This is a genomic window from Roseburia sp. OF03-24, assembly GCF_003463035.1.
Taxonomy (GTDB): domain Bacteria; phylum Bacillota; class Clostridia; order Lachnospirales; family Lachnospiraceae; genus Roseburia; species Roseburia rectibacter.
In genome coordinates this window covers 58,409-70,986 of the sequence record NZ_QSCK01000023.1, presented here as the reverse complement: position 1 = coordinate 70,986, position 12,578 = coordinate 58,409, and the positions used below count along the sequence as shown (strand labels likewise).

The following is a 12,578-nucleotide window of genomic DNA, read 5'->3' as shown; positions in this document are numbered from 1 at the left end:
TCTGCCTCTAATACCTTATTTGCATTGTTAAACTGTGCATCCACACAATTTGCAATGTTATGTGTAAAGGCATCTAAAAAGTTTTCTGTAACTTTTTCTTCCGCTTCTTTTGCTCTGTATTTACCCTTTTTGAGATCCGTGATCCACAGGGCAGAACCGTTATAATCCACATCCGTAACATCCGGCTGCATTAAAAAATCCCAGAACACACCAAACTGTTCCGGGCTTGGTTCAAACATTTCACTCAAATTTAATTTTCCCTCCTTTTAAAAGGTACAGGCAGCATGTAAATGTCAAAGACCAACTGAACATTTGCTGCCGCCTGTTTTTTACTCCAGCCACTTTACTTATCAGCCTAATGCATTCATCTTTGTAAAGAAATTCGTGAATGCTGTTTTGAACTGCTCCAAAGCAATTCCGCCTTCCGTTGGATTGCAAATGAACAAGATCAATACTGTAATTGCAATAATCACTGCACCTCTTTTTACTGCACCACCATATTCTTTCATAAACTCTTCCATGGGAATCTTCCTCCTTTCATCGTTACTCGATTCTCCTGCAGGTGAAATCTGTATGGGATTAATTAATCCCTTATAAACACAGGAATGCTTTATCACATCGTTGTTCCTTCCAAAAGGTTATATATCAATTCATAACGGCACATAACAAGGAAAGGAATTGTCTCTTTCAAACTGCAATATACGGAAAAATTTTCTCTTGCTTCCTGAAATGCGCAATCAATTTTGTACTGTGGCAGATTTAATCTTTCTGCATGTCTTCTCCAGGTATTGTATTCTTCCTGGAGTGATCCGTTTTGTTCTTCAAATATTTTCAGATCATCCATCATACTTACTCCTGCTACACCTCTTCGTATTTTTTCATAGCATTTTTCATAAAAAGCATAATTTCAAATGGTATTCTGTTTTTTAAATGACACCATGTAGAAAATTCACTTCTTATCTCTTCAAAAATGCAGTCTGTCTCATATGACATTTTCCCTTTTCGTTCCGCTTTCTGCCTCCACACTACATATTTTTCCCATACATCTCCATTTTCCAATTCAAAACGTTTTACCCAATTCCTTTCTACGTCTTTCCATTTCTGCATCCTGCTGGTCAGCGATGCTTTATTTTCCATCGTATTATAAATTTCAAACAGTTCCGGGTATTTCATTACCAGCCATAAATGTGCCTTTTCAATTCCTTCACTTTCAAAAGTACCTTTTAAAATACATTTAAAAATATAGTCTGTCAGGAAATGCGAAATTTCTATTATAAACTTTGGATCTTGTACATTTCCACGACATATTGCAGATACAAAATATTCCTGCTTCATCAGAAGCGCTGTTGCATGTTCTATCAATATTCTTCTATTTCTGTCAGCAGCCCGTTGCACTTTCTTGACTTTATAGCAATAAATAAATAGAATAGTTATTGATACTATGTATATAATTGTAACTACTAACAAAAGAGTCATCACCTCGTAACATTCCAACAATATATAATCTTCCTGTGCTTATAAGGGACAAATTTGCGTCCCTTATTTTCTTTTGGCAGCGTTCTATAACCGCACACTGCCGAGAGCCTGTCAGCCCCATCACGGTCTTCTCCTCTTTCTTTCGTGACTGTTACGTTTTATCCCCGTCAATGAGGCTTTCTGAAAGTTCTAAATTTCACACTTCCACCCGCACAAGTCCATTTAGTTATCAAGGTTCCATAAAAATTAATAAAGGGAAACATCTGTTCAGATTGAACTTTTCTTAGAAATGCCGTAGAATAAACTTGTTGTTTTGGTGGCATTTCTAAGAAATGTTTCCCGGAAGCCTTGTGATTGCCGTCACAGGGCTTCTTTTTTCTGATTCCCGTTTCCAGGAACCGATCGTCTGCATTGCTTTGATGCTACGGTCGTGGAGCTGCCGTGCAGACAGGTTGCTATTTCTTATTCATATTCTTCAAATGCTCTTTTAACTGCGTCATGTTTGTCCCACACTCTGCAAAGTGATGATATCCCGGAGAAAGAAGATAATATTCCTCTGTTTCATATTCTTTCTTATCCCACTCTGTATAGTACGGATAATTCTTTACCACGATCGCATAGCCATCCGGCAGATCATAGCGATAAAATGTTTCTTCGGTATATTCGTTCTTACACCAGATATTCCAAGACTTATAACTGTTTATAAAATCTTCTCTCTGTGTCATGTTCTTCATAATCGGAAGTTCCAGCTGCATTATAACAGGTTCTTTATCCTCTATCCATCCGCATCTTCCATTACAGTCTTCCTTACAGTCAGCACAGCATTCTACTGTTTCATTACAGCCGCAGCACGCACAGGTTCCATTTGGATTTTTGCCTGTAATACAGCCTCTTTCATACGGCGGTACCTTTTTCTCCGGCGTTGGTTGCGACGTCGCAACAGACTTTTTCTTTTTCGATGTCTGCTCTTTTAACGACTTTTTATAATTTCTGATCTGCGATACTGTCACATCAGAAGTAACTCTGCGGCGTTCCTGTTCCTTTAACGGAAGCATTTCTACTAACTGGGAGTAGGAATATTTTTCATATCTGTCATCGATCCACATCTTTCTGGAATCCGCATCATCTTTTGAACAAAATTCATTCCATACCGAGATCACACGCGATACTGCAGATTTATCCATATGAAAGTTCTTTTCAATACACTCATAGAAATTGTCATATCCTAATTCTTCATGGTATCCGCACAGCTCCATCTCATGAAGATGAAACCCTAAACTTATGTATCTTTTTTTGACATCCGCTATGTCCTGTTTCACATAGTTAAATGAAGCAACTGCAAGTTCATTTACTTCATCCCCGCAATAATCAGCGCCAAATACTATGCCTGTTGTTAAATCCATATCATCACCGCCCATAATTCGTATTCATCCCATGTCTACAAAAACACATACAATGTAAACAATATCATATCAGCAATAATTGCTGCTCCTATCGCCACGCGCCCATCTTTACTAATCAAACCAGCAATAATTCCAATAACAAAATTAACAATTATTGCCATGATCGTAATAGTTAAAATACTCATCTCATCACCCATCTCCGACAACCATGTGATCACAACTACAGTTACCACACCGTAATGACCAGCTTCCTTCCTACCACCAGCCTATGTTCCAGGATCTTGCAAATTCGACTGCCTCAACTTCTTCTTTTGGGATCGTGTATGTTTTGTCCTGGTACCTAAATCTGTAATATTCTCTATGATTTTCTATGTGTCTTATAAAGAAAACTGACGACATGCTTTTATACAACTGGTCAGAATACAAAATCAATTCAACATCCTTGCAGCTACGCAATTTAAACAATATCTGATATTTGTATTTCTGTCCTGCATTTTGCTCTGACAAACCACGTACAGATAAAATAACTGGCCAACCAGGCAATACTATTGGATACACGATAATTACAAACACGATGCTTACTGCAATAATAATAAATTCTCTCATATAAAGAAGTTCCTCCCATGTCTATAGGGAACGACACAAATCAAGCAATGCAAGATTAACAATAAGTAATGCTCCTACCGCTACAACTTCTACATGTCCAATGACAGCGCTGGCTATTAAACAAAGACTTAATACTCCGATCATCAGACCAACAATCAATATTACCGTTAAGCAAACTAAACAAGCTAAACGCTTCATTTTACTCTCTCCTCTCCGACAGCCATGTGATCACAGCCGCTGTTACCACATCCTCCGGTTCCCATGAATCGGATATCTCTCGTTCTGTTCCCTGGAGCTGTTCACGTTCCCATCCGGATAATTGTTTTGCAGCATTTTGAAGTTCTTCATAAATAGATTCCGAAATGGAGATTGTTATCTCTCGTTTGTTGTCCCGATCCATATTATTCACCTGCTTTCTAATATCATTGACACTTACTCAACCTTTTTCTTCTCTTTGACTGCGTCTTTCTTTTTAAATAAATAAGCATATTCACCATTTTTCCCATCCCGAAACATCCTTGCCACATCCTCCGTGCTCTTTCCAAATAAAGCCCAAATGAGTTGATCAGAAGTTACAGGATTCTCTTCATCAAAGACAATGTTGTTCATAAATTTTGCCTCCTTTAGTCTGGAATATCCTTGTATTTAATATTAATACTGATTCCAACCATATCTGCTAACTTATAAAGTTCTCCCAATTTGATACTGGTAGGATTCTGCAGCTTATTTCGTAAAGTCCGTTCCGACATCCCGGCTTTCCTGCTTGCAATATCTGTTGACATATTATTGCGACGCAAACCACCTACAATCATTCCAGCAACAAAGTCACAACGCGCACTTTCCTTGTCTTCACACAGTTTTGTCTTTGGCAATACAAACACCCCTTTCCGCTATTGCGACGTCGCAATTATTTTTTTCTCAAAATCTCGTTGAATCATACGCTAATTTAGCTTATAATCAGTATTAAATATTAAGTTTAACTATCACATTTTTATATTAGAACTGTAGAACCTATTTGTCAATATATTTTTAGGTCTTTTTGTTCTATTTTTGGAGGAATTATGTTTTTAAGAGACACAAAAACCACTCACATCGCTCAAAATCTCAAAGAATATCGTATATCTCACAACCTAAAACAAACTGAAATGGCTGACCTATTAAAAATGAATTATCAAAATTATTCCAAAATGGAACGCGGCGTATATCAGCCTTCTCTTGACAAGCTTCTAGAAATTTGCGATATTCTTATGCTTACCCCCAACGATCTTTTACAAGAAGGACGCAGTTTTGATGAATATAAACAGGAATATATAGAAAAATTCGATAATGAACTGCTCCAATTTCTCGATATAGTACACATTATTGAAGAAGAACGTGCAAAGGCAGATTTTGCTCACGCTACAGGCAATTACAAAGCTGAAAGTCTATCCCTAGACATTATTTTTCATGCTCTGGTTAAAACCGATGATGAAAACATCAATTATAGAAAAATGATAGACACCCTCTACTACGATTACATCAATTCTTATATCCGCAAATTTTCCGATAAAACTCACAAAGAATTGTATCAAAAAATTTTAGAAAAAAATTTTTAACTATTTTCAGTTTTTCAACAAATCATTCGGTGCAACATGAAGTTTTTCACAAACTTCCACAAACTTTTGCAGAGATGGCTTATAACATCCTCTTTCCATTTTGGAATAATTTTGATAATTCATCTCCAGGAAAGCAGCCATCTCTACCTGCTTCTTATGATGTTCCAGTCTATATTTCTTTAAATTTGCAGGAATATTTTTTACTGAATATTTCATAATGTTCTTTCCCTCTCAACCCTACTCTGCGTTATCCTCTAAAAAATAATCAACAGACACGCCAAAATAATCCGCAAGAATTTTAAGCTTATCCGTTTTAGGTTTACTTCTCCCACTTTTCCAATCTGAAAAAGTAGATCTTCTAATTCCTGTATCTATTGCCACACGATAATCTGTAATACCTTTATCGTTTCTCAACTTAACATACTTACTGTACACTTCTTCTCCTTTCCGAATTTTATATTGATTCAAGTTCGGAAATCAGTTATAATATGTTTGCGGACAAATTATAATATAAACAAGTATTCTGTTCTGATTTCCGAACCCTTTTATATATTAAAACGGATTTCAGAATTTGTCAATACCTTTTTGTACTGATTTCAGAACTGCATAAGAAAGGTAAAACGGCATGTATGAAAGATATTGCGAATTAAGAGATTCTCTCGGTTATAGGGATTCAGATGTTGCAAAAGGAACCGGCATAACAAAATCCACTTTTTCAGACTGGAAAAACGGACGCAGTATTCCAAAGGATGAAAAATTAAAAAAAATTGCTTTATTTCTTGACACATCTGTCGACTACTTAAGATATGGAGACCAAGCCCCACAATATTACTTAAATGACGAAACTGCTAAAATGGCACAAGAGATTTTTGATAACAAAGAACTACGAATGCTTTTTGATGCTGCACGAGATGCAGCCCCTGAAGATCTGGAAGCTGCTCACACTATGATTCTTGCCCTAAAGAGAAAAGAACGAAAAAATATTGACGATTAATTACCAGATTCAATTAATATATCTCCCCTGTAGTACTACAAAGGAGCCCCAAAATGTACGAGGTATTTGAACAATTATTACAAAAATTTGGTATTACCGCAGCTGATGTTTGTAAAGCAACTGGAATTAGGCAATCTACAATTTCCAACTGGAAAAGCCGACGCAACTTAATTAGCGGTAAAAACGCTCAACTAATTGCAGATTATTTCAATATATCCGTAGATTATTTAATGTCTGGCGAAGAAAAAGAGGGCGGTGAAAAATATTACTTAAACGATGAAACTGCCAAAATGGCACAAGAGATTTTTGATAACAAAGAACTACGAATGCTTTTTGATGCTGCACGAGATGCAGCCCCTGAAGACCTAGAAGCTGCTCACACTATGATTCTTGCCCTAAAGAGAAAGGAACGAAGGAATATTGACGATTGATTACCAGGTTCAATTAATACATTTTCCCCGTAGTACAACGAAAGAAGCCGTTGTTTTAAACGAAGATGATAGTTACACAATATTTATAGAATCCTCACTATCTCGAGAAGAACAGCGATCTGCTTTTTCTCATGCAATGAAACATATTTTAAATTGCGATTTTCAGCTTAACGATGCTGACCAAATCGAAGTAAATGCACACGACGCGAAAGGAGTTTTTTATGCCTCAGTTCATTGATACGGTTCTTTTCATTTTCATAATCTATTGCATATATAAACGCTTTTCCTTAAAAACCATCATCAGTATATCCGCTTTGCTTGCATTGATGTATTGGATTGGTTCGCATTATCTGCATCTGCCTATGAATCACATCATAAGTCTGATAATTTTCGCTATAGCAATATATACCATTTATTCATTATTTAAAAACAGGCAGCATCCGTCCGATCAAGCAAACTCTCAAAACAGCGTTTTACAGAACAATTCAATGTCTGATGAGCAACAGCTCCAAACTAGCCATCAAGTTCTTCCATCACTTGACAATGAAATTGTTAGCAACGTCATGAATAATCCAGATACATTTTATACACAAGCCTCTTCCATCATGAATTCCAATGAGGCACGTATGTTTTATTACATCAATAAAGCACTGGATCAATTAATTACTAATCCAACCGAACGTTCTTTATTTTACGTTTTCCCACAGGTAAGTCTACATTCTTTTATTAAAATACGCACAGATGATCTGCAAGATCATCCAGAGGAACTTGACACTGCACGTCGACTCTTGCTTAACAAAAACGTGGATTTTATTATTTGTAAATGCCAAAAAAGATATTTTACCACATTAGGGAGTACACACCATAAACAAACCTTTTTTGAATATCAGCCTTTCATAATGATAGAATTAGATGGCACATCACATTTTTCTGAAAAATATTATGGAGAAAAGGCTCTTGCTCAGCAAAAAAAGAGCGATGCATTCAAAAATACATTATCAGATAATTTTATGATACCTCTTATCCGACACGAATTACCAACCAATACAATTCATCGTGAAGATTACCATAAAATATTAGAAGAGCTACACCCCTACTTTCCATAAAACTCTGTCACAACAAAATGATTTTGCCTTTTAATCATTATATAGATTCCAACACATTTTGATAGGTATTTCAATCAAGAGAGGTATTCATCATGCCAAAGAAAAGAAAAGGCGAACTGCCCAGCGGAAATATACGAAAAAAAATTTATGATCACTCTGAACTCTGTTTCGATGAACACGGTAATCCTGTGATCGACCCAAAAACCGGACGTCAAAAGAAAATTAAAAAATACATATCCGTTACCGGCGAAACTGTCGCAGAAGCAAATCAGCTAAAAGCTCAGGTCATGGCAAATAAGCAACTCATGAAACGCCCACTTAATTTAACTCTATACGAAGCTATCGACAAATACATCCAGTCCTCTGATGCTGTGCTCTCCCCTGCAACAATACGCGGTTACCGGACCATACAGCGCAATGCCTTTAAGAGCATTATGTATTGCAAACTCTCGCAGCTTTCCACAGAACTTTTACGCGATGCCGTTAATACTGAATCCAAACGAACCACCGGAAAGAAAAATCCGCGACAGATAAAAGCCAAAACCGTTATTAATGAGTACGGTCTCATTACTGCCGTTATTAATACTTATGCCCCAGCTCTCGACTGTACCGTAAAACTACCGCAGATCGAACACAATCAACACGAGATTTCTACCCCTGATGTGATTTACCAGATTGTAAAAGATACACCTATTGAGCTTCCTGCTCTCCTCGCTATGTGGTTATCACTAACTGAATCAGAAATTCTTGGACTCACAAAATCAAAATCTATCTCTTCTGACGGATGCTACATTACAATAAAAGAAGTTATTGTAAAAGACGAACATAATAACGCCGTCGTAAAAAATAAAGGAAAACAGCCAACCAGGGATCGCACATTGCGCCTGCCTGAATATTTGAAACAGTTAATTGACAAAATAGAGACGGATCAGCTTGTAACCTTGTCCGGAACAGCGCTATCAAAACGTTTTAACCGTCTTATAACCAAAGCTGGTATTCCACACATGACTTTCCATGATCTTCGGCATGTAAACGCATCCGTCATGGCAGTACTTCGTATTCCGGATAAATACGCCCAGGAACGCGGTGGATGGAAAACTGATCATATTATGAAAAGTACCTATATGCAGACATTTTCCAGTGAACGCGCTGCTATAGATAACCAAATCGATCAATACATGCAAGATACCCTGTTTAAAAATGCTTCCGAACAGAAAAAGGAGCAGAAATATCACCACTGGTTAGAATTATTCGACCTTAAAGATACCAAAACAAATCAAAAACACTTTTTAAAATTTTGCGAGGATAATCATATTAATTTATAAAAAGTATTCCACAAGACACTCCACATTTCTATAAATACATTGATTTTTCAATATTTATAAGATGTTTTCAGCGGGTTCGATTCCCGTTGTCTGCTTAATAAAAGCTGTGAAGTGCTTATTTCGTGCATTTCACAGCTTTTTTGATACTAAAAGATCTCACATCCCTGTACTATTTTTTCCAGATCCTCCACAAGTCCCTCTTTTGACAACACCTGCTTTGCCTGCATACCGTAGTTTACTGCTGCCTGCACATTTTCCAGACGGTCATCAAAAAACAGACATTCTGATGGTTCTAATCTGTATTTTTCACAGAGTGCCTCATAAATTGCACGATCCGGTTTTGCCTTGTGAATCATATAGGAAACGATCAGTCCATCAATATCATTCATGAAATCTGCATATTCTGTGTGCTTTTTAAATAATTCCTCTGAATAATTCGATAACAGATACACTTTATATCCCTGTTCTTTAAGTTTGTGCACAAGTTCCCAGACTTTCGGCCTTGCCACAGGCATATACTCTCCATGTCCGATAAACCAGCGGATCACTTTTTCATCCTTTGGATATTTTTTACAATAACGTTCAATGATCTCCTGCTGTGAAACTGTCCCAAGATCAAGCAGTCCCCACAATCCTTCCGGATCATCAAACATTTCCGTTCCAATACGCACTGCCTCGTCCTCTGTGAATCCGTAATCCATCAGCATATATTTCCACCGGTAAGAAAGCAGGACATCTCCCACATCAAATATGATATTTTTTACCTGTTTCATGATCATCCTCATTTTCTGTAATTTTCTCTTACTTATAAGTTATACCTGATTTCCCACAATTTTGTAATAACTTTTTGATGTAATTATAAAAACTGCCAGATAGATCAGACCAAATACCAGCACCGTACCGGCTAAGCACCATGCAAATAAAGTTCCATTATATAATGACACCAGAGCAAGCAGTTTTTTCAGCATCGGATATGCGGCTGCAAGATGGCATGCCGCCGTAGCAAGTGGCAGGAAAAATACCATACGCACCTGGGAACGGATCGTCGCTTTTACCTCTTCGTTGCTCATTCCGACTTTTTCCATAATGGCAAACCGTTCTTTATCCTCATAGCCCTCTGATATCTGTTTATAGTAAATAATAAGTACTGTGATCATTAAAAACATGCTTCCTAAAAACAGCCCCAGGAAAAGTAATCCGCCATTGCTCGTCTCATAATCAATATGTCCCTCTGCTCTCGATATTACATTGCAGTCCAATCGCATGGTCTTAGGATTCGTCTCATCATTCTGCCATTCACTGACACGTTCCCGCACAGCATTGGCGCAGGCGATTTTTTCTTCTCCTGATCCGCTCATGTCAAAGTTCATCACATAAGTAAGATCCACAGTCCGCTCTTCCCCATATGCTTCTGTCTCCATAGCCGCAAGCTGCTTTCGCATATTCTCCAACGCGTTTTCGTCTTTTACGATAAGGATAACCGAACCACCCACAAATTCTGACACTGCATCTCTTATTGGAAATTTCATGGACTGTTCCACAGGATACTCTGTATTTCCCATTACGATCGTATCCTGCTCATATACAGAATCCATCATCACTGCCACACTTCCATCCGGTATATCCGGGATCGTTTCCTGCATATATTCCTCAAAGCCGTCTTTTGTCATAATCTCCAGTACATACATATTAGAAAAATCCATAGCAGATCGATCCAGTACCGTAATTTTATTTCCGGTCATCGCCACCGCAGTTCCTACATAGCTTCCTTTCTGTTTTCCTGTGATAACTCTTCCATTCTCTTTTATCACACGCTCAATTTCATCTGCCATCCGGTTAAATGTCTGTGCATCCTGCTGTCCATCCGGATCATAAAATATCAGTTCAAGCTCTGCCGGATACTGTGTTTTCAACTCATCTTCGATTCCTGCATACATGCACACTGTCATCGAGATCACAACAAGTACCATTGTAGATAAAATACAGATATTGGCAAGTCCCACTGCATTCTGCTTCATCCGGTAGATCATGCCGGAAACCGTTGTAAAATGTCTGGTCTGATAATAATAACGTTTATTTTCCCGCAGCAATTTTAAAAATGCAATACTGCCGGCATTAAAAAGGAAATAGGTTCCGACAATAACTAACATAACCGCCACAAAAAACAGACTGACCGCTTTTACCGGATTATCCGTTGTAATCGCGATATAATAACCGGTTACAATACATAAAATTCCAAGAACCGCCTGAATGATTTTTGTTTTTGGTTCACGTTCTCCAGTGTTTCCGCTGTGAAGCAGTTCTACCGGATTCGAAAGCCGGATCTGCATCAGGTTATAAAGAAGGATACACACATAAATAGCACCAAACATCTCAGCGGTATGAAGGCATCCCCATCCTGAAATATAAAATGGAATCGCCGCCTCAAGACCGGTCAGCCGGTATAAAAACATGGTAAGTAATTTTTGGAATACGATTCCAGTTATCAGACCTCCGCCAACTGCGATCAAAAAGGAAAATACTGTTTCCCACGCCATAATTTTGGCAACGTGGATTTTTTCCATACCAAGAATATTATAAACTCCAAGTTCTTTTTTTCTGCGTTTCATAATGAAACTGTTCGTATAAAATAAAAAGATGCTGACAAACACACCGACAACGACCACACCAAAATATAGAACTATCTGGACACTGCTGCCCCCGCGCATTTTCGAAAGTCCATCATTTCCCTGGATCGCACACATCGTATAGAACATCATGGCTGACAGCATCCCAGCGATCACATACGGCAGATAAAACTGTCTGCTGTTTTTCAGATTGCTCCATGCAAGCCTCAGATAAAGTCTATTCATGACGCTCACCACCTGTCGTTAAAATGGTAAGTGTATCAGATATTTTCGCATAAAGTTCTTCGATACTCATATCTCCCCTGTACAACTGATGAAATACTTCCCCATCTTTAATAAACAGCACACGTTTCGCATGACTTGCCGCTTTGATGCTGTGTGTCACCATAAGGATCGTTTGTCCGTCCTCATTGATCTGATTAAACAATGACAGAATACTGTCTGTCGCTTTTGAATCAAGTGCCCCGGTCGGTTCATCCGCTAAGATCAGCTGCGGATCTGTGATAAGTGCACGTGCAACTGCCACGCGCTGTTTTTGCCCGCCGGAAATCTCATATGGATATTTTTCCAAAAGTTCTTCAATCCCAAGTTTTTTTGCAAGAGGGTATGCTTTCGGCTCCATCTGCTCCGGTTTTACTCCTGCAAGTACCAGTGGAAGCAGAATGTTATCTTTCAGGCAGAATTGATCTAATAAATTAAAATCCTGAAATACAAATCCAAGATGATCCCTTCTGAATGCAGAGATTTCTTTTTCGCGAAGCGTTACGATATTTTTTCCATTCAAAAGGACCTCTCCTGCAGTCGGTTTATCCAGTGCGGCAAGAATGTTAAGAAGTGTTGTTTTCCCTGATCCGGACTCTCCCATGATCGCCACATACTCTCCTTCTTCCACAGAAAAATTCATGGATTTCAATGCCTCTACCTGGTTTCCTCCAAACCGCGTAGTATATATTTTCTTTAAATTGTTTACCTCTAAAAGTGCCATTTCAGACTCCTCCCTGTCTTTTCTATGCTC

20 protein-coding genes and 1 pseudogene are annotated in these 12,578 nt (G+C 38.0%); 5 read left to right on the top strand and 16 right to left on the bottom strand.

The annotated features are described in order from the left end of the window. From DXA60_RS12625 to DXA60_RS12595, 11 genes and pseudogenes are all read right to left on the bottom strand, one after another. Positions 1-239: pseudogene (locus tag DXA60_RS12625) on the bottom strand (ATPase, T2SS/T4P/T4SS family); the annotation flags it as partial. 111 nt (positions 240-350) lie between these two features. After that, positions 351-521, bottom strand: a complete 171-nt coding sequence (locus tag DXA60_RS18890) for a hypothetical protein (RefSeq protein ID WP_015521865.1) — start codon at positions 519-521, stop codon at positions 351-353. 92 nt (positions 522-613) lie between these two features. Next, the gene (locus DXA60_RS12620; protein WP_199536224.1) at positions 614-844 is read right to left on the bottom strand and encodes a hypothetical protein; all 231 of its coding nucleotides are present in this window, start codon (positions 842-844) and stop codon (positions 614-616) included. Positions 845-858: 14 nt separating this feature from the next. Continuing rightward, positions 859-1,362 carry a hypothetical protein gene (locus tag DXA60_RS12615; RefSeq protein ID WP_117921710.1) on the bottom strand — a complete coding sequence of 168 codons (504 nt, stop codon included), beginning with the start codon at positions 1,360-1,362 and terminating at the stop codon, positions 859-861. Between the two features lie 569 nt (positions 1,363-1,931). After that, a complete protein-coding gene (locus tag DXA60_RS12610) occupies positions 1,932-2,879 on the bottom strand; it encodes a hypothetical protein (RefSeq protein WP_147345391.1) in 948 nt (315 codons plus the stop codon). Positions 2,880-2,914: 35 nt separating this feature from the next. Next, positions 2,915-3,112, bottom strand: a complete 198-nt coding sequence (locus tag DXA60_RS18595) for a hypothetical protein (protein WP_147345390.1) — start codon at positions 3,110-3,112, stop codon at positions 2,915-2,917. Between the two features lie 22 nt (positions 3,113-3,134). Continuing rightward, positions 3,135-3,485, bottom strand: coding sequence for a hypothetical protein (locus tag DXA60_RS12605; protein WP_117921706.1), 351 nt, complete (start codon positions 3,483-3,485; stop codon positions 3,135-3,137). Between the two features lie 21 nt (positions 3,486-3,506). Further along, entirely contained in the window at positions 3,507-3,683 is a 177-nt protein-coding gene (locus DXA60_RS18685; protein WP_158570877.1) for a hypothetical protein, read from the bottom strand. Position 3,684: 1 nt separating this feature from the next. Continuing rightward, the gene (locus tag DXA60_RS12600; RefSeq protein WP_022111728.1) at positions 3,685-3,885 is read right to left on the bottom strand and encodes a hypothetical protein; all 201 of its coding nucleotides are present in this window, start codon (positions 3,883-3,885) and stop codon (positions 3,685-3,687) included. 32 nt (positions 3,886-3,917) lie between these two features. Next, entirely contained in the window at positions 3,918-4,094 is a 177-nt protein-coding gene (locus tag DXA60_RS18885) for a hypothetical protein (RefSeq protein WP_015521859.1), read from the bottom strand. Positions 4,095-4,108: 14 nt separating this feature from the next. Continuing rightward, entirely contained in the window at positions 4,109-4,357 is a 249-nt protein-coding gene (locus tag DXA60_RS12595; protein WP_147345389.1) for a hypothetical protein, read from the bottom strand. Between the two features lie 189 nt (positions 4,358-4,546). Between DXA60_RS12595 and DXA60_RS12590 the strand changes: the two genes are divergently transcribed. After that, positions 4,547-5,080 (top strand): helix-turn-helix domain-containing protein, encoded by a 534-nt coding sequence (locus DXA60_RS12590; RefSeq protein ID WP_015561205.1) that lies wholly within the window; start codon positions 4,547-4,549, stop codon positions 5,078-5,080. 6 nt (positions 5,081-5,086) lie between these two features. Here DXA60_RS12590 and DXA60_RS12585 read toward each other — a convergent pair whose 3' ends face one another. Next, positions 5,087-5,296 (bottom strand): helix-turn-helix domain-containing protein, encoded by a 210-nt coding sequence (locus DXA60_RS12585; protein ID WP_015521857.1) that lies wholly within the window; start codon positions 5,294-5,296, stop codon positions 5,087-5,089. Positions 5,297-5,317: 21 nt separating this feature from the next. Further along, a complete protein-coding gene (locus DXA60_RS12580; RefSeq protein WP_117921704.1) occupies positions 5,318-5,515 on the bottom strand; it encodes a helix-turn-helix domain-containing protein in 198 nt (65 codons plus the stop codon). A 190-nt stretch (positions 5,516-5,705) separates the two neighbouring features. Here DXA60_RS12580 and DXA60_RS12575 point away from each other — a divergent pair, with 190 nt between their 5' ends. The 4 genes from DXA60_RS12575 (at position 5,706) to DXA60_RS12555 (ending at position 8,936) form a co-directional block, all read left to right on the top strand. Next, complete coding sequence (locus DXA60_RS12575) at positions 5,706-6,074, top strand: helix-turn-helix domain-containing protein (protein ID WP_015521856.1); 369 nt, start codon at positions 5,706-5,708, stop codon at positions 6,072-6,074. 53 nt (positions 6,075-6,127) lie between these two features. Next, complete coding sequence (locus DXA60_RS12570; RefSeq protein ID WP_015521855.1) at positions 6,128-6,505, top strand: helix-turn-helix domain-containing protein; 378 nt, start codon at positions 6,128-6,130, stop codon at positions 6,503-6,505. Between the two features lie 221 nt (positions 6,506-6,726). Next, entirely contained in the window at positions 6,727-7,611 is an 885-nt protein-coding gene (locus DXA60_RS12560) for a DUF2726 domain-containing protein (protein ID WP_117921701.1), read from the top strand. A 92-nt stretch (positions 7,612-7,703) separates the two neighbouring features. Further along, entirely contained in the window at positions 7,704-8,936 is a 1,233-nt protein-coding gene (locus DXA60_RS12555) for a tyrosine-type recombinase/integrase (protein ID WP_117921699.1), read from the top strand. A gap of 146 nt (positions 8,937-9,082) precedes the next feature. On the opposite strand, the gene DXA60_RS12550 is transcribed toward DXA60_RS12555, so the two are convergent. The 3 genes from DXA60_RS12550 to DXA60_RS12540 are packed head-to-tail and all read right to left on the bottom strand — an operon-like array spanning position 9,083 to position 12,548. Further along, positions 9,083-9,709: an HAD family hydrolase gene (locus tag DXA60_RS12550; protein WP_117921697.1), complete on the bottom strand. Its 627-nt coding sequence runs from the start codon at positions 9,707-9,709 to the stop codon at positions 9,083-9,085. Positions 9,710-9,748: 39 nt separating this feature from the next. Beyond that, complete coding sequence (locus DXA60_RS12545; protein WP_117921696.1) at positions 9,749-11,788, bottom strand: ABC transporter permease; 2,040 nt, start codon at positions 11,786-11,788, stop codon at positions 9,749-9,751. Next, on the bottom strand, positions 11,781-12,548 hold the full coding sequence (locus DXA60_RS12540) for an ABC transporter ATP-binding protein (RefSeq protein ID WP_117921694.1): 768 nt from the start codon (positions 12,546-12,548) through the stop codon (positions 11,781-11,783). The genes DXA60_RS12545 and DXA60_RS12540 overlap by 8 nt, the downstream gene beginning before the upstream one ends. Positions 12,549-12,578: the final 30 nt, after the last annotated feature.

What these genes read in the sequence shown, in the direction of transcription:
- DXA60_RS12560 (WP_117921701.1), top strand. Translation starts at nt 6,727, where the DNA reads ATGCCTCAGTTCATTGATACGGTTCTTTTCATTTTCATAATCTATTGC.
- DXA60_RS12575 (WP_015521856.1), top strand. Translation starts at nt 5,706, where the DNA reads ATGTATGAAAGATATTGCGAATTAAGAGATTCTCTCGGTTATAGGGAT.
- DXA60_RS12610 (WP_147345391.1), bottom strand. Translation starts at nt 2,879, where the DNA reads ATGGATTTAACAACAGGCATAGTATTTGGCGCTGATTATTGCGGGGAT.
- DXA60_RS12555 (WP_117921699.1), top strand. Translation starts at nt 7,704, where the DNA reads ATGCCAAAGAAAAGAAAAGGCGAACTGCCCAGCGGAAATATACGAAAA.
- DXA60_RS12550 (WP_117921697.1), bottom strand. Translation starts at nt 9,709, where the DNA reads ATGAAACAGGTAAAAAATATCATATTTGATGTGGGAGATGTCCTGCTT.
- DXA60_RS12540 (WP_117921694.1), bottom strand. Translation starts at nt 12,548, where the DNA reads ATGGCACTTTTAGAGGTAAACAATTTAAAGAAAATATATACTACGCGG.
- DXA60_RS12585 (WP_015521857.1), bottom strand. Translation starts at nt 5,296, where the DNA reads ATGAAATATTCAGTAAAAAATATTCCTGCAAATTTAAAGAAATATAGA.
- DXA60_RS18685 (WP_158570877.1), bottom strand. Translation starts at nt 3,683, where the DNA reads ATGAAGCGTTTAGCTTGTTTAGTTTGCTTAACGGTAATATTGATTGTT.
- DXA60_RS12545 (WP_117921696.1), bottom strand. Translation starts at nt 11,788, where the DNA reads ATGAATAGACTTTATCTGAGGCTTGCATGGAGCAATCTGAAAAACAGC.
- DXA60_RS18890 (WP_015521865.1), bottom strand. Translation starts at nt 521, where the DNA reads ATGGAAGAGTTTATGAAAGAATATGGTGGTGCAGTAAAAAGAGGTGCA.
- DXA60_RS12570 (WP_015521855.1), top strand. Translation starts at nt 6,128, where the DNA reads ATGTACGAGGTATTTGAACAATTATTACAAAAATTTGGTATTACCGCA.
- DXA60_RS12620 (WP_199536224.1), bottom strand. Translation starts at nt 844, where the DNA reads ATGGATGATCTGAAAATATTTGAAGAACAAAACGGATCACTCCAGGAA.
- DXA60_RS18885 (WP_015521859.1), bottom strand. Translation starts at nt 4,094, where the DNA reads ATGAACAACATTGTCTTTGATGAAGAGAATCCTGTAACTTCTGATCAA.
- DXA60_RS12590 (WP_015561205.1), top strand. Translation starts at nt 4,547, where the DNA reads ATGTTTTTAAGAGACACAAAAACCACTCACATCGCTCAAAATCTCAAA.
- DXA60_RS12600 (WP_022111728.1), bottom strand. Translation starts at nt 3,885, where the DNA reads ATGGATCGGGACAACAAACGAGAGATAACAATCTCCATTTCGGAATCT.
- DXA60_RS12605 (WP_117921706.1), bottom strand. Translation starts at nt 3,485, where the DNA reads ATGAGAGAATTTATTATTATTGCAGTAAGCATCGTGTTTGTAATTATC.